Origin of the sequence: Serratia sp. 4542, from assembly GCF_016805595.1 — a bacterium.
Lineage (GTDB): Bacteria > Pseudomonadota > Gammaproteobacteria > Enterobacterales > Enterobacteriaceae > Serratia > Serratia nevei.
The window spans coordinates 499,216-517,753 of record NZ_RXKV01000010.1; the positions used below are offsets into that span (position 1 = coordinate 499,216).

Genomic DNA, 18,538 nt, shown 5'->3' on the forward strand with positions numbered 1-18,538 from the left:
GATGAAATATGAATTGAACGCCAAAGAGGCGCGGGTCATCGGCTGCCTGTTGGAAAAACAGGTCACGACCCCGGAGCAATACCCGCTTTCGCTTAACTCCATTACCCTGGCGTGCAACCAAAAAACCAACCGCGAGCCGGTAATGGATCTGAGCGAAAGTGAAGTGCAGCAACTGCTCGATCTGTTGCTGCGCAAACATTTCCTGCGCACCCTCAGCGGGTTCGGCAACCGGGTAGTCAAGTATGAACAGCGGTTTTGCAACTCCGAGTTCGGCCAACTGAAACTCTCGCCCGCCGAACTGGCGGTGATCGCCACCTTATTGCTGCGCGGCGCGCAAACGCCGGGCGAGCTGCGCACCCGCACCAACCGGATGCACGAGTTCAACGATGTCAGTGAGGTCGAACAGGTGCTGCAGCAGCTCGCTACGCGCGAAGATGGCCCGTTCGTGGTGCGCCTGGCGCGTGAGCCGGGCAAACGCGAAAGCAGGTTCATGCATCTGTTCAGCGGCCAGATTGATGAAGCGCCGGCGGCGCTTGAGTCTGAGGACGACGGCGACCTGAACGCCAGGGTCAGCGCATTGGAAAACGAAGTATCGGAATTGAAACGGCTGGTGCAACATCTGTTGGCGAGGGAAGCGAATGACTAAATTGCGTGTGGGCGTGGTGGGATTGGGCAGTATTGCGCAGAAGGCTTACCTGCCAATCCTCGGTCAGGCGGCGGATTGGACGCTGGTGGGCGGTTTTTCGCCCAATCAGCAAAAAGCGCAGCCGCTGTGCGACAGCTACCGCATGGCCTGTTTCTCCCGTCTGGACAGCCTGGCCGAACAGTGCGACGCGGTTTTTGTCCACAGCAGCACCGCCAGCCATTTTTCCGTGATAGGAGAGCTGCTGAACCGCGGCGTGCACGTTTACGTCGATAAGCCGCTGGCGGAAACGCTGGAGCAGGGCGAGCAGTTGCTCGAGTTGGCCGAGCGGCGAGGCAAAACGCTGATGGTGGGGTTCAACCGCCGTTTCGCGCCGCTTTACCGGCAGCTCAAACAGCAAATGAACCAGCCGGCTTCCATTCGTATGGACAAGCATCGGACGGACAGCGTCGGCCCGCACGATCTGCGTTTTACCCTGTTGGATGACTATCTGCACGTGGTGGACACCGCGCTGTGGCTGGCGGGCGGGCACGAGCAACTGCTGAGCGGCCGTTTGCAGGCCAACGCCGCCGGTGAAATGCTGTATGCCGAACACCACTTCGCCTGCGGCGACACGCAGGTGACGACCAGCATGCATCGCCGGGGCGGCAGCCAGCGTGAAAGCGTGCAGGCGGTGACCGACGGTGCGCTGTATCAGTTGACCGACATGCGCCACTGGCGGCGTGAAGATGCGCAGGGCGAGTTGGAACAGCCGGTGCCGGGCTGGCAAAGCACGCTGGTGCAACGCGGCTTCGACGGGGCGGTGCGGCATTTCCTCAGCGCCGTCGCCAACCAGAGCGCGCCGGAAACCGGCGGCGAACAGGCGCTGGTCGCCCAGCGGGTGGTCGAGCGTTTGCTGCGGGATAACTCTATGTAACATATGGCGGTAGCTATTCTTTTCCGGATGCGTAAACTGAGCCGATTGTTTCACTGACGCCTGCTGTTGCAGGCGTTGATACTTACGGTACCTATCAGACAACCACATGAACCTACTCAAATCCTTGGCTGCCGTCAGCTCGATGACGATGTTTTCGCGGGTGTTGGGCTTTGCCCGCGATGCAATCGTCGCGCGCGTGTTCGGGGCCGGCATGGCAACGGACGCCTTCTTCGTGGCGTTCAAACTCCCTAATCTGTTACGCCGTATCTTTGCCGAAGGGGCATTTTCGCAGGCCTTCGTGCCGATCCTGGCCGAATACAAGAGCCAGCAGGGTGAAGAAGCGACGCGCACTTTTATCGCCTATGTCTCCGGGCTGTTGACGCTGGTGCTGGCGGTGGTGACGGTGCTGGGGATGCTGGCCGCGCCCTGGGTGATCTATATCACTGCGCCGGGCTTTACCGATACGCCCGACAAGTTTGCCCTGACGTCGGCGCTGTTGCGCATCACGTTCCCCTATATTCTGTTGATCTCACTGGCGTCGCTGGTGGGGGCGATCCTCAATACCTGGAACCGCTTCTCGATCCCGGCCTTTGCGCCAACGCTGCTTAACGTCAGCATGATCGGCTTCGCGCTGTTCGCGGCCCCGTATTTCAATCCGCCGGTGCTGGCGCTGGCCTGGGCGGTGGTGGTGGGCGGCGTGCTGCAGCTGGGGTATCAGCTGCCGCACCTGCGCAAGATCGGCATGCTGGTATTGCCGCGCCTCAAGCTGGGCGATGCCGGGGTCTGGCGCGTGATGCGCCAGATGGGGCCGGCGATCCTCGGGGTGTCGGTCAGCCAAATCTCGCTGATCATCAACACCATTTTCGCTTCGTTCCTGGTGTCCGGCTCGGTGTCCTGGATGTACTACGCCGACCGCCTGATGGAGTTTCCTTCCGGCGTGCTGGGCGTGGCCTTGGGCACCATCCTGCTGCCGTCGCTGGCCAAAAGCTTCTCGAGCGGCAACCACGACGAGTATTCGCGCCTGATGGATTGGGGGCTGCGCCTGTGCTTCCTGCTGGCGTTGCCGAGCGCCATTGCGCTCGGCATTTTGGCCAAGCCGCTGACCGTTTCGCTGTTCCAGTATGGCAAATTCAGCGCCTTTGACGCGGCGATGACGCAGCGTGCGCTGGTGGCTTACTCGGTAGGGCTGATGGGGCTGATCGTGGTTAAAGTGCTGGCGCCGGGCTTCTATTCGCGGCAGGACATCAAAACGCCGGTCAAGATCGCCATCATTACGCTGATTATGACGCAGGTGATGAACCTGGCGTTTATTGGCCCGCTGAAGCATGCCGGCCTGGCGCTGTCGATCGGTTTGGCGGCATGTCTGAACGCCTCGCTGCTGTATTGGCAACTGCGCAAGCAGAAGATTTTCCAGCCGCAGCCGGGGTGGGCGCTGTTCCTCACCAAGCTGGTGATCGCCGTGCTGGTGATGTCGGCCGTGTTGATTGGCGCGATGTGGCTGATGCCTGCCTGGGATCAGGGCAACATGCTGGAGCGTTTGCTGCGCTTGGCTGCGGTGGTGGTGGCCGGTGTGGTGGCGTACTTTGGCGTGCTGGCCGGGTTGGGCTTCCGCCCGCGCGATTTTGCTCGCCGGGTCGCCTGAGCCAAAGGCAAGCGTAAAAAAAGGTCGCCTGGGCGACCTTTTTGCTTTCTGGGCGGCGCAGTTTACATGCGTTCGACGGTTTCGATGCCCAGCGTATCCAGACCAGTTTTCAGCGTTTTTGAGGTCAGCAGCGCCAGCTTCAGGCGGCTCTGACGCACTTCTTCGCTGTCGGCGTTCAGGATCTGGCAGTGCTCGTAGAAACCGGAGAACAGGCCGGCCAGATCGTACAGGTAGCTGCACATGACGTGAGGCGTGCCTTCACGCGCGACGGTGGTGAGCACTTCTTCGAACTGCAGCAGGCGGGTGGCCAGCGCAATTTCGCGCTCTTCGGTCAGCGTCAGCGGCAGCGTCAGGCTGGTTTCGTCGATGCCGGCGCGTTTGAATACCGATGCCACACGGGTATAGGCGTATTGCATATAAGGCGCGGTATTGCCTTCGAAGGCCAGCATGTTATCCCAGTCGAAGACATAGTCGGTGGTGCGGCTTTTCGACAGATCGGCGTATTTCACCGCGCCGATGCCGACCACGCGGGCCACGGTTTTCATTTCGTCTTCCGGCATATCCGGGTTTTTGCCGGCGATCAGCTGTTCGGCGCGTTCGATGGCCTCATCCAGCAGGTCGGAGAGCTTCACCGTACCGCCCGAGCGGGTTTTGAACGGCTTGCCGTCTTTGCCCAGCATCATGCCAAACATGTGGTGTTCCAGTGAGACGGACTCCGGCACGTAACCGGCCTTGCGCACGATGGTCCAGGCCTGCATCAGGTGCTGATGCTGACGGGAGTCGATGTAATACAGGACGCGATTGGCACCCAGGGTTTCGTAGCGATACTTGGCGCAGGCGATGTCGGTGGTGGTGTAGAGGTAGCCGCCATCCTTTTTCTGGATGATGACGCCCATCGGATCGCCGTCCTTGTTCTGGTATTCATCGAGGAACACCACGGTAGCGCCTTCGCTTTCCACCGCCAGCCCTTTGGCTTTCAGGTCGGCGACGATGCCCGGCAGCATCGCGTTATACAGGCTTTCGCCCATCACGTCGTCTTCGGTCAGCGTGACGTTCAGGCGGTTATAGGTCAGCTGGTTTTGCGCCATGGTGATGTCGACCAGCTTGCGCCACATTTTCAGACAGTACTGATCGCCGCCCTGCAGCTTCACGACGTAAGCGCGCGCGCGTTCGGCGAACTCGGCATCTTCGTCGTAATGCTTCTTGGCTTCGCGGTAGAACTGTTCCAGATCGGACAGGCCCATGTCGCTGGCGTTTTCATTCTGCATTTTTTCCAGGTAGGCAATCAGCATGCCGAACTGGGTGCCCCAGTCGCCGACGTGGTTGGCGCGGATCACTTTATGGCCCAGAAACTCCTGGGTACGTGCCGCGGCGTCGCCGATGATGGTGGAGCGCAGGTGGCCGACGTGCATCTCTTTCGCCACGTTCGGCGCGGAGTAGTCGATAACGATAGTTTGCGGCTCAACCGGTGCGATGCCCAGTTTCGGTGCGTTCAGCACCCGATCGGCCTGGCGCGCGACCCAGTCGCTGTTCAGGAAAATGTTGATAAAGCCGGGGCCGGCGATTTCCACTTTAGCGGCGACGTCGCCGAGATCCAGCAGTTGCACCACTTTTTCCGCCAGTTGACGGGGCGGCATGCCCAGCTTTTTGGCGACGGACATCACGCCATTGGCCTGGTAATCACCAAACTGCGCCTTGGCGGATGGGCGGACCTGCGCTTCGCAATCGGCTGGCGCGCCAGCGGCGATCAGCGCCTGGCTGACTTTATCTGAAAGAAGAACCTGAATATTCACCGGGTTACCTTAATGACGAACGAGGGGCTGAAGCCAACCCCTGTGGGATTCAACGGTGGCAGGCACCGGTGCACGACTGGTGCGGTGCCTTCCACAAAACAGCCTGCAATTGTAACCGATCTGACGGACCCCGTCAGCAGTTGGCTCGGCCGCAGCGATGAAACTGTTGTCGGGTGCGGCGCGTTGATGGCCGGAAGCGGAAAGGCAGGATGAATGAAAGAAAACGTGTGGCGGAGAGGATTAGGAGACTAACGTTTTTTATTGTGGCGTCTGGCATCCAGCGTGTTGCCGCTGCGTGATTTGAAATGACGGTAGATGGCGTATACGGCGATAATTATCAACACCAAGGAAATCGTCAGCAATAACATAATAATCATCTCGAATTTAAATTTCCTCCAAAGTAGCTGAGTTGCCTCGATGAATCAATTGCTCGGGGTTAAATTAAGATAATCCTTAGATTTTTATCAGTTTTTGGATTTTATTGTCTTTTTTTACAATGGGTTGTGCATCGTGTTTTGTGCGGCTTTGATGAGTGGGAAAGACTTCAGTAAGCCAACCTATTCAATCAGTTTGACCTGCATGCCATGTACGATTTTGTGTAAAATAACTTAAATCCTAGCGTCATGATAAAAGGGTTTAATGAACTGCGAAAAATCTTATTTTTTATTTTTTTGTTGATTTTATAAGCTGTCATATTAATAAGTTCTCAGGTTTCTATTCCCCATGCACGCAGTCGAAAATCATTCTGAACGGCTGCTGAAAAACCTCGCAATGCTGGCGAGCGCTGTCGCCACCGTGTAAATTACGGCGTTTCACATACGTTCCGTTGTTTTGAGGTTTCTATGACCCCCCCCTTGCAGGCCATTGCCGAGCTGGACGACCTGGTGCTCGACCTGCCGCGTTTCGAGCAGGCATTGCATCAATTTGCCGCCAAATTGCGGCTTGATCTGGCCGCGTTTACCGCCGATCACATCTCTCTGCGCTGTCATCAGAACGCCACTGCCGAACGCTGGCGCCAGGGGCTGATGCAGTGCGGGACACTGCTGTCCGAGTCGATGATCAACGGGCGACCTATCTGTCTGTTCGATTTGTCGCAGCCGCTGGCCGTGGGGCCGTGGCAGATAGACTGCGTCGAGCTGCCGTATCCCGGGGAGAAACGCTATCCGCACGAAGGTTGGGAACACGTCGAATTAGTGCTCAGTGGCGATCCGCAGACGCTGCACGCCCGGGCGTTGAGCTACCTTGCCGATGAAGCGCTGCTGGCCCCGGGGATCAAACTGAAGCAAAGCTCGCCAAAAGGCGAGGGCGAGCGGCTACCGAACCCGACGCTGGCCATCACCGACGGAACGGTGACGATAAAGTTTCATCCTTATTCCATTCGAGATATCGTCGCCAGCGAACAAGGTTAGCCGGGCAGTGCCGCACAGGCTCGCGCCATGCGATCGAGCGCTTCATCGAGCAGGGCCCACCGGCAACCAAAGTTAAGCCGCACAAAGCGCCGATCGCCGAAATCCAAACCGGCGCTTAATCCTACGCCCGCGCGTTCGAAGAACTGATGCGGGTTGTCCACCGGTAAAGCGCTGCAATCGATCCACGCCAGGTAGGTGGCTTCGATTGGCAAAACCGTCAACCCCGGCATGGCGTTGATGCGCTCGGTCAGCCGATCGCGATTGGCACGTAGATAAATCAGCTGCTCGTCCAGCCAGGGCTGCCCGTATTGATAAGCCGCCTGCGCTGCCACCAGCGCCAGCAGATTGACCTCCGGCACGATGCCGCTGCGCGCGCGTTTCAGCCTTTGTCGCAGCGCTTCGTTGGGAACGATCGCCAGTGAAGCGCCCAGCCCGGCAAGATTAAACGTTTTTGACGGCGACATCAGCGTCACGCTGCGTTGGGCCGCATCGTCATTCAGGGTAGCGAAAGGGGTATGCCGCACGCCGGGTTCAAGCAGCAGCTCGCAGTGGATTTCATCGGAACAGACGATTAAATCGTGCTCGCGAGCGAACTGATGGTGCTGCAACAGCTCATCCCGGCGATAAACGGTGCCACCGGGATTCTGCGGGTTGCACAGCAACAGAAGCTTCTCGTTGCCGCTAAGCCGATCACGCATCACGGGGAAGTCCAACACCCAGCGTTGGCCTACCGCCGTTAGCGGCACCGAGAGGTGCTTACGCCCGGCGAATTGGGCCGCTTTGCGGAACGGCGGATAAATGGGAGAGGGGGCCAGCGTGCTCTGGTGTTCTTCGGTGCAGGCTCGCACGCACAGGTTCAGGCCGCACACCAGCCCAGGCAGGAAAATGATCCATTCAGGCTTGATGTGCCAGCCGTAGCGCTCTACCATGCGGCGGGTAAAAACCTCAATAAGATCAGGGGATGGGTGAGTGTAGCCGAATACGCCGTGCGCCACGCGACGCTGCAAGGCTTCGATCACCGCCGGCGGCGAGGTGAAATCGCTGTCGGCGACCCAAAGCGGAATAATGTCGCGGTCGCGATATTTATCCCACTTAACGCTGTCACTGTGACTGCGGTCTACCCATTGATCAAAATTGAATGCCATAGTTACAACCCTGAGCCGGTTTATGCCTAAGCATGAGCCTACGTGAGAAATGAAGAAATGAACAATTGCCGCCGTATGTTGGCCGTTATCTGGGGGTGACAATGATAAAACTGGAAGTTTGTTGCTTTAGCGTCGACTGCGCGCTGACGGCCGAACGGGCAGGCGCCGATCGTATCGAGTTGTGCGCCAGCCAGAGCGAGGGGGGATTGACGCCGAGCTATGGCACGCTGCGTCTGGCGCGCGAGCGGGTGGCGATCCCGGTGCATCCGATCGTTCGTCCTCGCGGTGGCGATTTCTGCTACGGCGCGGTGGATTTCGAGGTGATCAAACAGGATCTCCGCCAGATCCGCGAGATGGGGTTCCCCGGCGTAGTGGTCGGCATGCTGGACGAAGAAGGGCACATCGATCTGCCGCGCATGCGCGAAGTGATGAAGCTGTGCGAGGGCATGGCGGTGACGTTCCATCGCGCGTTCGACATGTGCCAGAACCCGATGGTGGCGTTGGAACAACTGACCGAGCTGGGCGTAGCGCGCATTCTAACCTCCGGCCAACAGCAGAACGCCGAACTGGGCCTGCCGCTGCTGCGAGATTTGCGCCAGGCCAGTCACGGCCCGGTGATCATGGCGGGTGCCGGCGTGCGCCTCAGCAATCTGCACAAGTTTGTCGACATCGGTCTGCATGAACTGCACAGCTCTTCCGGCCATCTGGTACCGTCGACCATGCGTTACCGCAAGGCGGGCGTCACCATGTGCTCCGATAACGAGTTTGACGAATTTAGCCATTATTGCGTGGATGGCGAAATGGTGGAGGCGATGAAAAACGCGCTGGCCTTGGTTGATCCCCTGGCGCAAAGCGCATAAACACGCAGCTAACCGCGTTTGAAAACCGGTTTCCGGGCCGTAAGACCCCTTTGCGTGTCACTGAGCCCTCGGCGATCGCGCAAGTACCAGGCCCCGGCGTTTTGCCGGGGCTTTTTTTATGTCTTTGACCCGTCCTGAATAGCGTTGACACGTTTTCGACTTAAATCCGGAGAACGTGATAATGGCCGAGTTTAAACGCACACAACGCGACTATCCTTTGTCTTTTAAAATTGCTGTTGTTGAGCAGGTTGAAAAAGGCGAAATGTAGTGGTCAAGTAATATTGGCCACGGTTTTACAGTAAGAACGGTATCTGTTCTCTGATTCTTCTGGCGTCAGTCCACCGTTATGATGATGTGGTCTGACGCTATTGTAGTAATTCAATATATAGCGATTGATTTGCCGCCGGGCTTCGTCTTTGCCCACGTAGCCATTCGCTGGTACCCATTCTGTTTTCAGGCTGCGGAAGAAGCGTTCCATCGGGCTGTTATCCCAGCAGTTTCCCCGCCGACTGACGCTTTGCTTTATTCTGTAACGCCAGAGAAGTTGCTGATATTTCAGGCCTGTATACTGGCTTCCCTGATCGCTATGGAACATGACATCACGCGGTTGGCTACGCGTCTCATATGCCATCCGCAGAGCGTTGCTTATCAGTGCTGTATCGGCATTCGCTGACAGACTCCAGCCGATAACTCTGCGGGCAAAAAGATCCATTACGACCGCCAGATAGCACCAGCGATTTCCTGCCCAGATATAAGTAATATCTCCGTACCATACCCGGTCTGGCTCCGGTACAGCGAACTGGCGCTCTCGTCTGAGCTGGCGTACCCAAGATTCAAGCGTGGTAGAACCAACATTAACCGCTTCACTGGCTTGTCGATATGAGTAGCCCTTATCAACGATCAGCTGTGCACATTCCAGCCTGAACTCAGGGGTAAAAGTACGCTTAGTTCTCTTGTTCATTAAGTCACCTATTTTATGTTGAGGTGAGAATATCACCTTTAATCAGGTGGCCAAATTCACTGTGCCACTACACCAGTCGCTAAAATATAAAACGCCCGATGCGGTGCATCAGGCGTTTTACAGGCATAAAAGTGTCAACCTATGCCAGGACTAGTCATGTGGATGATTAGTGCTGTGCATCGGGCGAGAAGTTGAAGACTTCGCCCGGAGTAATGCCGCAGTTTAAAACGCGCACCGCATTATTGCCATTTCCGGGATTGATCAGGATATCGTGGATAGTGCGATTGTTGTTCATGACAAAACGCGCGTAGTAAAGGTTGCCGATGCGTATCCAGGGAATAGCTTCATTGCTCTCGACAGTGTCGGTATAGTTATCGTTGAACGAGCGGGCCCAAATGCCAGTCGAAGCTTGCGCGGTAGATTGATCGCCGATAGAGGATGCGATGGCCCAGAATGTTCTCAGTCCCATGCTCCGATGAATACGTTGACCTAAACCTTTATAAGCCGGGTTATCTCCATTGGCGGTCAGGATATTGCTATCCGCCGTCAGATTTCCGTCAATAAACCAGCCTACAGGCTGTTTGTCAGCACCGATGGCGATCATATTGCTGTTCGTCAAACAATTTAGCGGAGCCGCATGTAGCTGGTAGCTGCGTTGCGCAATGCTCAGTGTGCCTCTAAGAATGTTGTAACCCGCTTCATTGTTCAGACTGCCGTTCGTCCACATTGGCATGACGGTGTTGCTGAATGAAAGTTGATACCCGCCGTTCGCTTCGAAGCGAACGGCCTGAGGAGAGAGTGAACCCTTCGGTCCATTAGCGGTAGCGAAGTTAACATTGCTGATTTGCACTGGGGTGATATTTGATTGGCCAGTAGACTTTCTTAATACCAGGAAGCCCCCAACGGTATCACCATAGTCATTAATATAAGAACCGTTGGCGATTTGAATATTGGCGGAGGAATCCGAGTCGATATCAATTCCGGTACCATTTCTGTCAGCCATGAAATTGCTCAGGCTAAGGCCGCCTAAATAGGAGGTTCCTTGTGTTGTAGTTTTGATAAAGATCTTTTTGCCATAAGAGAACACATTCACCATAAACGTATTGTCGTGGCGATCGAGATTGAAAGCACAAGAACCGGTTACAGCGATAGAGGCAGTCACCGCGTTTTCTGTCGGGCGCACGACGTTGGCATTGACGTGAACATTGGTAAATCTGTTGATGTCCCTGCTTTCATAAACCCTGTAGTCGCAGCGTACTGCCCAACCGTAGATATTCTCAAAGTTGTTGGCTTCTCCACGAGCTTCAACAAAATCATAGGCGCCTACATAACGGCAGTTGGCGACTGACAGAGCGCCGGTTGCGGTAATGGTGGCCCCGTATGGAACAAACGCCTCCGGCTGGGTGGCAGTATATTTCTGATCTGGATAGAGGAACGACCAACCATCAAAGACAACGTTCTTATCGCAGGCGAAACAAACCGCACCTGCCGGCTTTTTGATGATGAAAGCACTATCGTCCGCAAGGCCTGCCCGATTAGGGCCATTGTTTGTAAGACTTGCAGGGCCTTGAGCAAGACCGCGGCGGGATCCTCTGACTGTGATGCCATTAGCGACGTTGATAGGTTGAGTGCTGGTCAGCAGATATTGAGCATTTTCCGAAGCATAGACCACTTTGTTTTTTAAACTCGCGGCATAGTTTAATGTCGCGCTGATTGCTGCGTCAGAGGTGGAAGTGCCACTAGGATCAGCGCCGAAGTGATCGAAAGTCAGTTTCTGATCCAGTCGTTTCCAGCGGGCTCCTCCCGTTGTAACCACCACGGTACCGTTATTGTCCGCACTGGTTGTATCCGTTTTCGCATAATAGAATTCGCCGCCGCCGGTGAAATGTCCGGGGGTGTGAGAAACTAAAAAGACAATCTGGTCATCTGTAACTGGCGTCAGATTACGCAATTCACTGATGTTATTAACACTAATCATATTGTTCATGAAATTTCTCCTGTTGGTTGGCAACACGATTCTCAATCAGGATGGACGTTTCAAAAAGTCGATGAAGTTTGCTGGGTGCTGATACAGCGTGAAGTTCAGGCCGCGGCAATTGGAGCATGCGTTGGCCTGGTACCTTGTCAAGACGCAGCACCGTTTCAACGCTGTTATTCGGTCGGCGGCCCCATCTCTTCTTGCGATCGCCATGCCCTGCTGATAAGTTTGTGAGTTAAAATCCTTTAAATATCATAATATTAAATGATTTTTTGGTATGTATTGCCGTGGTGAATGGTTTGCGTTCTGCCGCTCGTCACCGCGCCGGTATTTTTACCTGTTCATCGCCTGCCTTATGGCCGGAACATCACAGCATCAATTGAGGAGAGCCGTCGGCGCAGCCGCAGGGCGCGTTAACGGCGGACTAAACAAGGAGATAACGATAATGACCCGAACGGCACACTGTTTGAGCGCGGCGCTTTTACTGACGTTGGCCCTGACCGGCTGCCAGACCGCCAAGCGATCTGTTTCTACATTAAGCCAGCCGCCCAGCGCAGAAGAAATTGCGGAACAAGACAAACGGCAGCGTGAGGCCGAGCGCATGCAGCAGTGCCAGCGCGAGTTGGATGCCATGCGCGGCATGGATAACGAAAAATACCAAAAATTCAAACGCGAATTCGATACCTTGATGGGCGGCGCCGCGCAGTATGCCGGGGTTCGCCAGCGGGTCAACACGGGCACGCAGGAAACCGTCGACGCCCTGTATCGTTATCGCACCAGCCGTCTTTGCGCGGACATCAGTTCTGCCATGATGACCGGGCTGGCTGAGCGCGGAGAACGCGCCCAATGACCCCTCGTGCAAGAAAGGCCTTGCTGAGCCTGATGATACCGCTGGCGTTTGCGCCGGCGGTGGCCGGGGCGGATGACGACGTGCCGGCATTATTGCAGTTTGCCGAGCGTTACCAGCGGCAGGACGCGCCGGCAGCCGAGACTGTGGTTACCCCATCCCAGGAAAGCCAAAAGCCGGCGTCCCGGCCGGTTCAAGCTCGTGAAACGAGCTCACAGAGAAAGCAACTGGCTCAGTTGCAAAAGACGCTGCGCGAGAAAGAGACTCGCTTGGAGCAACAGCAAGCCGCTCTTCAATCCCTGCAACAGGAGTTGACCGCGTTGCGGGTTGCGTCGTCCCTGACCGCTGCCGATAAACCGACACCGGCGCCTGATTTGAGCGCGTTGAGCGACTTCGCCAGCGGCGTACGACAGGCGCTGAACCTGACGCCGCAGGAGCGCAAGGCTCAGGCGCAGATCGTCGAAGCGCAGGCGGCGTTAGCGCGGCAAAAGCAGCAAACCGAGGAGCGCGACCGGCGCATTGCCTTGCTGGAACAACGGCTGGCGGCGTTGCCTGAACAGGCGGATAAGGCTTGGCAGGAGAAACTGGCGGCGGCCCAGACCACCAACGATAAAGCGCGCCAGCGTTATGAGCAGGATAAAAAAGCGGCCGCCGCTGAGCTGGAACAGCAGAAGGCCGAGGCTGCCAGGCTGACGGGCGAACTGCAGCAGCAGCTGGCGCAGCTGCAAAAAGAGCAGGAGGGCCAACGGCAGCAGGGTGGGCAGCAAGAGAAAAGCCTGAAGACGGCGCTGGCGCAGCAAAAGGCCGAAGCCATCAAGGCGGCGGGTGAACTTCAGCAGCAGCTGGCGCAGCTACAGAAAGAGCGTGATGGTCAACGCCAACAGGCCGAGCAGCAAGAGAAAAGCCTGAAGACGGCGCTGGCGCAGCAAAAGGCCGAAGCCGCCAAGGCGGCGGGTGAACTTCAGCAGCAGCTGGCGCAGCTACAGAAAGAGCGTGATGGTCAACGCCAACAGGCCGAACAGCAAGAGAAAAGCCTGAAGACGGCGCTGGCGCAGCAAAAGGCCGAAGCCGCCAAGGCGGCGGGTGAACTTCAGCAGCAGCTGGCGCAGCTGCAGAAAGAGCGTGATGATCAACGCCAACAGGCCGAACAGCAAGAGAAAAGCCTGAAGACGGCGCTGGCGCAGCAAAAGGCTGAAGCCGTCAAGGCGACGGGTGAACTGCAGCAGCAGCTGGCGCAGCTGCAGGAAAAAAACAAGACGCAAACCGAACAAGCTAAAGCGTTGGAACAACGTTTGGCGGTGGTAACGGCGGAAAGCGCGCAGGCTGCGCAGCAGCGGGATAAAGCGACACTGCAGGCGGATAAAACGGCAACGGAGCTGGCGGCCGCCCAGCAGGCGCAGCAAGCTTTGCAAGACGAGCTGAGCGGGCTGAGATCGCGGGCCAAATGGCTGCCGGATGCGCAGGCGCTCAAGAAAAAGCCGGAACAGCAGAGCTATGCTGCCGGTGTCGCTTTGGGACGCGATATTCAAACGATGCTGGCGGAGCGTAAAAATTGGGGCATCAATCCCGATAAAACCGTGCTGCTGGCGGGCGTGATCGATACCTTCAACGGCCATTACCAACTAAGCGATGCACAGTTGACCCGCGCGCTGTCGGAGTCGGAGAAAGCGGTGAACGACGCCAGAAACCAGGCGGCGAAGGTGCAGATCAGCAAGGGCGAGGCGTTCGTCACCGAGTTTAAAAAGAAGAAAGGCACGCAGAAGTCGCCTGCCGGTTTCTGGTATCGCATCGATTATGTGGGTGATGAAGCCATTAAGGAAAACGCACGGGTAGACATTGTGGTGAAAGAGAGCTTAACCGACGGCAGCGTGATTCAGGATATGGATCGCAGTGGGAAGGTGATGTCACAGCCACTCTCTGCCTATCCGCCGTTGTTCCGCGAGGCGATCGGCCATCTGAAAAATCATGGCTCTCTGACAATGGTGGTGCCGCCGGCGTTGGCGTACGGAGAAACGGGCTATGCGCCGCAGATCCCGCCGAACGCGACCATGGTGTATGAGCTGCGGATTGTCGATGTCGACAACGGGTAAATTCGGGCCGGCTCAGGCCGGCCCGATTAGCGAACGCTAGGGTTTTTTGGCGGTCAGCACGGCGCGCAGGGGCGCCGGATAGCCTTCGATCGTTTTGCTGCGATCGTTCGGATCGAGGAATTCGGCCAGTGACTCGCTGGTCATCCAGTCGGTGCGGCGCTGCTCTTCGAGGCTGGTGACGCACATATCGGCGATCTTCACGTCGACGAAACCGCACTTCTCCAGCCAGCATTTCAGCGCTTCGGCGGAAGGAATGAAATACACGTTGCGCATCTGTGCATAACGATCGCCCGGCACCAGCACCTGGTGGCGATCGCCTTCCACCACCAGCGTTTCCAGCACCAGCTCCCCTTCAGCCACCAGCTGATTTTTCAGCTGATAGAGATGATCGAGCGGCGAGCGGCGGTGATATAGCACCCCCATTGAGAACACGGTGTCGAACGCCGCCAGATCCGGCAACTGCTCGATGCCGAGCGGCAGCAGGTGGGCGCGTTGATCGCCACCCAACAGCTTGCGCACCGCTTCGAACTGGCACAGGAACAGCTGCATCGGATCGATGCCGACGGCAAAGTGTGCGCCGGCGCCGATCATGCGCCACAGGTGATAGCCGCTGCCGCAGCCGACGTCGAGAATGGTGCGGCCGGCCAGCGGAGAAATGTGCGGCAGCACGCGATCCCATTTCCAGTCGGAATGCCATTCGGTATCGATATCGATGCCATATAGCGAGAACGGCCCTTTACGCCATGGCATCAGGGTGCGTAGCATTTTCTCGATGCCCTCGAGCTGGCCCGGCGACAGGGCAGGCTCCATCTCGGCGCGTACGCCGTGCAGCAGATCGAGGCGGGTTGGGGTCAGCGTCGGCAAATGTTCCACCGAGTTGAACCACTGCTTGAATTTGCCGTGCAGTGATTCGCGTTGCCAGGCGCTCAGCTGCGCAGGCAGGGTATCCAGCCAATGGCTGAGGGGGCTTTTGGCGATGCGCTGATAGAAATCACCGAACTCGATCATTGTGCATCCCCCGCTTTCAGGGCGATCAGCGAACCGAAGTTGAAGCATTGGAACCACACTTCGGCATGCTCGAACCCGGCTTGATGCAGACGCGCTTTGTGCGCTTCCACCGAATCGGTCAGCATCACATTTTCCAACATGCTGCGTTTTTGGCTGATTTCCAGCTCGCTGTACCCATTGGCGCGTTTGAAATCGTGATGCATGTTGAACAGCAGCTCGCCGACTTCGGCGTCTTCAAAGCTGAACTTCTCCGACAGCACCAGTGCGCCGCCCGGGCGCAGGCCGCGATAAATTTTCTCCAGCAGGCGCAGGCGATCGGCCGGTTCGAGGAACTGCAGCGTAAAGTTCAGCACCACCATCGAGGCGTTCTCGATGTCGATGTCGCGAATGTCGGCTTCGATGACGTCAACCGGCGTGTCGGCGCGGAAGGCGTCAATATGGCGGCGACAACGTTCCACCATCGCCGGCGAATTGTCGACGGCGACGATATTGCAGCCGGGCACCTTGATATTCCGCCGCATCGACAGCGTCGCCGCGCCCAGCGAGCAGCCCAGGTCATACACCCGGCTGTCGGGTTGCACAAAGCGTTCGGCCAGCATGCCGATCATCGAGATGATGTTGGAATAGCCGGGAACGGAGCGTTGGATCATGTCGGGGAACACTTCGGCAACGCGTTCGTCGAAGGTCCAGTCGCCCAATTTGGCGATGGGGGCGGAGAAAAGGGTATCGCGGTTTGGCATAGCGGCAAATCAGTTCAGAATTCGAAGCTGCGTAGTCTAACAGAAAAGCGTAAAAAAGCGGAGCGGAAGCAGGCGGCGCGGCCGCCTGATGATAAAACGGGATCAATGCAGGCTAAAAATCAGATCCCAGGGCAGATAGAAAATATTTGCCAGAACCATCAACAGCAAAGAGATATAGGTCGCGGCCATGCCTGAACGGCGCCAGCGAACCTCGCGGTTGCGCAAACCGTAGTAATGCACCAGCCGCCCGGCCATCAGCATCAGGCCGCAGAGGTGAATCATCCAAATTTCCGCGCCGTTCATCTCCATGATCACCAGCAATACGGCAGCGATCGGAATGTATTCAACGGCGTTGCCATGCACGCGGATGGCGGTCTGCAATTCGTAGAAACCGCCGTCGCCGTAGGCTACGCGGTACTGCATCCTTAATCTGACTACGTCATAAGAGAGTTTGATCAACAACAATGCGCCGAGCACCACATAAAGCGCGCTTACCATTTTTAACTCCGTTCCCTAACCAAAACTGGCAGCCAGCATCATAGCCGTCATTGTATTCACTGTCGCGGGGAAATATTTGATGTTATTGGTCAGATTAATAGGTCAAAACAGTGCATCCTGTTCCGGCCAGTCCGGCGGCGCAGGCAAATCGGGGATCGCCAGGCGTAGCTGCTGCCAAATTTTTTGCGCCTGCTGGGGCGAATCGCCGTTGTCCGGCGTATGAATAAACAGATAAGGCTGATGCTGTTGCTGCCACAGCGGCAGTTTTTGCTGCCAGGCTTCGAACCAGCGCAGGTTGTCGGCCAGCTGATCGCCGCCGATAAAGCGCACCAGCGGCTGGTCGGCGGTGACCAGGGCATGCACCGGCAGCTTCGGTTTTTTCTGCTGCGCATCGCGCACGGCGGCGGTATGGGGGGCGGCGTGATGCACCGGGCGGCTGTCGAGGATCACCCGATTGATGCCGCGCTGGTGCAACCCCTGATTCAGCGCACGCTCTGCCTCGCCCTTGGCGAAAAACGCCGGATGACGCACTTCAACACCGTAGGTGAATTCCTTCGGCAGGCTTTCGAAGAATTGCCACATGCGCGGCAGCTCGTCAGGGCCGAAGGCGGCGGGCAACTGCAGCCACAGTTGGCCGATGCGCTGATGCACCGGGCTCAGGCAGTGGTAAAACGCCTGCAGCTCGGCGGCGCAGTTACGCAGGGCAGCCTTGTGGCTGATGTCTGACGGGAATTTGAAGCAGAAGCGAAAATCGTCGCCGGTCATGTCGCGCCAGCGCTGCACGATTTCCAGCTTCGGCAGCGCGTAGAAGGTGGTGTTACCCTCCACGCAGTTGAAGTAGCGGCTGTAATCCGCCAAGTCACGCAGCCCGATGCGGTTCCAGGCCGCATGTTGCCACTGCGGCAATCCGATGTAGATCACGGCGTCGTCTTCCTTTACTGAGATCATCAGGCTACAACTTAACGTTACCGCTCGAGCGCGGCAAGAATTTCGCCGGTGTCGCGCACCCGCGCCAGACGTGGGAAGATGTGTTCGAACGCGAAGCGGTGCATTTCCGCGTTCTGCGCGCTGCAGACGTCTTCGGCGATCACCAGTTCATAGCCGTGTTCCCAGGCGGCGCGCGCGGTGGACTCTACGCCAATATTGGTGGAGATGCCGCCCAGCACCACGGATTTGATGCCGCGGCGGCGCAGCTGTAAATCCAGATCGGTGCCGTAGAAGGCGCCCCATTGGCGTTTGGTGACCAGAATATCGCTGTCATTGACCGCCAGCGGTGCGGGGAACTCCCACCAACTGACCGGCAAGCCGCCGGCGGGCGCGGGAGCCGGTTTGTCCACCGGCTGTTTCAGCGCTTCGGCGAAGGTGTCGGACCAGCCGACGCGCACCAGCAGCACCGGCGCGCCCAGCAGACGAAAACGCGCGGCCAGCAGGGCGGCGTTCGCCACTACCTGGTCGGCGCTGTGCGGGCCGCCGGCGTAGGGCAGAATGCCGTTTTGCAAATCGATCAGCACCAGAGCGGTGGTTTGGGCGTCAAGTTTCAGCATGGATTTCATCTCGTTGCGAAGTGGATAAAAACTGTTCGGCGCGCCAGGCGAGCAGCGTACGGCGCAAACCGGGGGAGAATCAGGCTACGTGAAAAAACTGTCGCAGGTTAATGGGAAATTTGTTAATCGATGTGTTGATTCGAACGAAAACGCGCCATTTAGTGCAGTAACAATGCTGTGTTCGCACTTATCGGGCGGATGAATTTCCTTTATAATGACTCCCTTTTTTCAACACTCTTTAATCCAACGACCTATGCCGATTTATGAATATGCATGTGGTGCTTGCAACCATCGGTTAGAGAAATTGCAAAAATTTTCCGATGCGCCGCTGGCAGACTGCCCGGCGTGTGGGCAGCCCGCGTTGACCAAGTTGATCTCGTCCTCCGGTTTCCAGCTTAAGGGTACCGGCTGGTATGCGACGGATTTTAAACCGGGTAACAAGTAGAATTTATCAGATAACAGCC

Annotated in this window: 17 protein-coding genes; 8 read left to right on the forward strand and 9 right to left on the reverse strand. The window is 57.1% G+C overall.

Annotated features, from left to right (window positions below; translation table 11 throughout):
• Window position 1 precedes the first annotated feature (1 nt).
• From EKL15_RS14615 to murJ, 3 genes are all read left to right on the forward strand, one after another.
• A complete protein-coding gene (locus tag EKL15_RS14615) occupies window positions 2-646 on the forward strand; it encodes a YceH family protein (RefSeq protein ID WP_203089849.1) in 645 nt (214 codons plus the stop codon).
• Window positions 639-1,559, forward strand: coding sequence for a Gfo/Idh/MocA family protein (locus EKL15_RS14620; RefSeq protein ID WP_147839859.1), 921 nt, complete (start codon window positions 639-641; stop codon window positions 1,557-1,559). Before EKL15_RS14615 ends, EKL15_RS14620 begins: the two co-directional genes overlap by 8 nt.
• A gap of 106 nt (window positions 1,560-1,665) precedes the next feature.
• Window positions 1,666-3,201, forward strand: a complete 1,536-nt coding sequence (gene murJ, locus EKL15_RS14625; protein WP_033647656.1) for a murein biosynthesis integral membrane protein MurJ — start codon at window positions 1,666-1,668, stop codon at window positions 3,199-3,201.
• Window positions 3,202-3,263: 62 nt separating this feature from the next.
• Here the strand turns inward: murJ and argS are convergent, their stop codons facing one another.
• Window positions 3,264-4,994 (reverse strand): arginine--tRNA ligase, encoded by a 1,731-nt coding sequence (argS, locus tag EKL15_RS14630; protein WP_060423941.1) that lies wholly within the window; start codon window positions 4,992-4,994, stop codon window positions 3,264-3,266.
• Window positions 4,995-5,836: 842 nt separating this feature from the next.
• Here argS and EKL15_RS14635 point away from each other — a divergent pair.
• On the forward strand, window positions 5,837-6,403 hold the full coding sequence (locus tag EKL15_RS14635; RefSeq protein WP_100395675.1) for a VOC family protein: 567 nt from the start codon (window positions 5,837-5,839) through the stop codon (window positions 6,401-6,403).
• Here the strand turns inward: EKL15_RS14635 and EKL15_RS14640 are convergent.
• Window positions 6,400-7,548: a MalY/PatB family protein gene (locus tag EKL15_RS14640; protein ID WP_100395676.1), complete on the reverse strand. Its 1,149-nt coding sequence runs from the start codon at window positions 7,546-7,548 to the stop codon at window positions 6,400-6,402. The genes EKL15_RS14635 and EKL15_RS14640 overlap by 4 nt on opposite strands.
• A 101-nt stretch (window positions 7,549-7,649) precedes the next feature.
• Here EKL15_RS14640 and cutC point away from each other — a divergent pair, with 101 nt between their 5' ends.
• Window positions 7,650-8,408, forward strand: a complete 759-nt coding sequence (cutC, locus tag EKL15_RS14645; RefSeq protein ID WP_047730909.1) for a copper homeostasis protein CutC — start codon at window positions 7,650-7,652, stop codon at window positions 8,406-8,408.
• Between the two features lie 271 nt (window positions 8,409-8,679).
• Here the strand turns inward: cutC and EKL15_RS14650 are convergent, their stop codons facing one another.
• Window positions 8,680-9,405 (reverse strand): IS3 family transposase, encoded by a 726-nt coding sequence (locus EKL15_RS14650; protein ID WP_100395677.1) that lies wholly within the window; start codon window positions 9,403-9,405, stop codon window positions 8,680-8,682.
• A 130-nt stretch (window positions 9,406-9,535) separates the two neighbouring features.
• The gene (locus EKL15_RS14655) at window positions 9,536-11,356 is read right to left on the reverse strand and encodes an exopolysaccharide biosynthesis protein (RefSeq protein WP_087762684.1); all 1,821 of its coding nucleotides are present in this window, start codon (window positions 11,354-11,356) and stop codon (window positions 9,536-9,538) included.
• A 436-nt stretch (window positions 11,357-11,792) separates the two neighbouring features.
• Between EKL15_RS14655 and EKL15_RS14660 the strand changes: the two genes are divergently transcribed.
• Together EKL15_RS14660 and EKL15_RS14665 are read left to right on the forward strand one after the other, a co-directional pair.
• Window positions 11,793-12,197, forward strand: coding sequence for a hypothetical protein (locus tag EKL15_RS14660; RefSeq protein WP_087762685.1), 405 nt, complete (start codon window positions 11,793-11,795; stop codon window positions 12,195-12,197).
• Window positions 12,194-14,284 (forward strand): FKBP-type peptidyl-prolyl cis-trans isomerase N-terminal domain-containing protein, encoded by a 2,091-nt coding sequence (locus EKL15_RS14665; RefSeq protein ID WP_232734395.1) that lies wholly within the window; start codon window positions 12,194-12,196, stop codon window positions 14,282-14,284. Before EKL15_RS14660 ends, EKL15_RS14665 begins: the two co-directional genes overlap by 4 nt.
• 36 nt (window positions 14,285-14,320) lie before the next feature.
• Here the strand turns inward: EKL15_RS14665 and cmoB are convergent, their stop codons facing one another.
• The 5 genes from cmoB to EKL15_RS14690 all read right to left on the reverse strand — a co-directional run bounded on the left by cmoB (window position 14,321) and on the right by EKL15_RS14690 (window position 18,074).
• Window positions 14,321-15,292, reverse strand: a complete 972-nt coding sequence (cmoB, locus tag EKL15_RS14670) for a tRNA 5-methoxyuridine(34)/uridine 5-oxyacetic acid(34) synthase CmoB (RefSeq protein WP_060439776.1) — start codon at window positions 15,290-15,292, stop codon at window positions 14,321-14,323.
• Complete coding sequence (gene cmoA / locus EKL15_RS14675; protein WP_049202466.1) at window positions 15,289-16,032, reverse strand: carboxy-S-adenosyl-L-methionine synthase CmoA; 744 nt, start codon at window positions 16,030-16,032, stop codon at window positions 15,289-15,291. Before cmoA ends, cmoB begins: the two co-directional genes overlap by 4 nt.
• Window positions 16,033-16,134: 102 nt before the next feature.
• Window positions 16,135-16,530, reverse strand: a complete 396-nt coding sequence (locus tag EKL15_RS14680) for an MAPEG family protein (protein ID WP_004932387.1) — start codon at window positions 16,528-16,530, stop codon at window positions 16,135-16,137.
• Between the two features lie 102 nt (window positions 16,531-16,632).
• Window positions 16,633-17,448: a DUF72 domain-containing protein gene (locus EKL15_RS14685; RefSeq protein WP_100395852.1), complete on the reverse strand. Its 816-nt coding sequence runs from the start codon at window positions 17,446-17,448 to the stop codon at window positions 16,633-16,635.
• Between the two features lie 47 nt (window positions 17,449-17,495).
• A complete protein-coding gene (locus EKL15_RS14690; protein WP_060424110.1) occupies window positions 17,496-18,074 on the reverse strand; it encodes a hydrolase in 579 nt (192 codons plus the stop codon).
• Window positions 18,075-18,327: 253 nt separating this feature from the next.
• On the opposite strand from EKL15_RS14690, the gene EKL15_RS14695 reads away from it, so the two are divergent.
• On the forward strand, window positions 18,328-18,519 hold the full coding sequence (locus EKL15_RS14695; RefSeq protein ID WP_033632845.1) for an FmdB family zinc ribbon protein: 192 nt from the start codon (window positions 18,328-18,330) through the stop codon (window positions 18,517-18,519).
• Window positions 18,520-18,538: the final 19 nt, after the last annotated feature.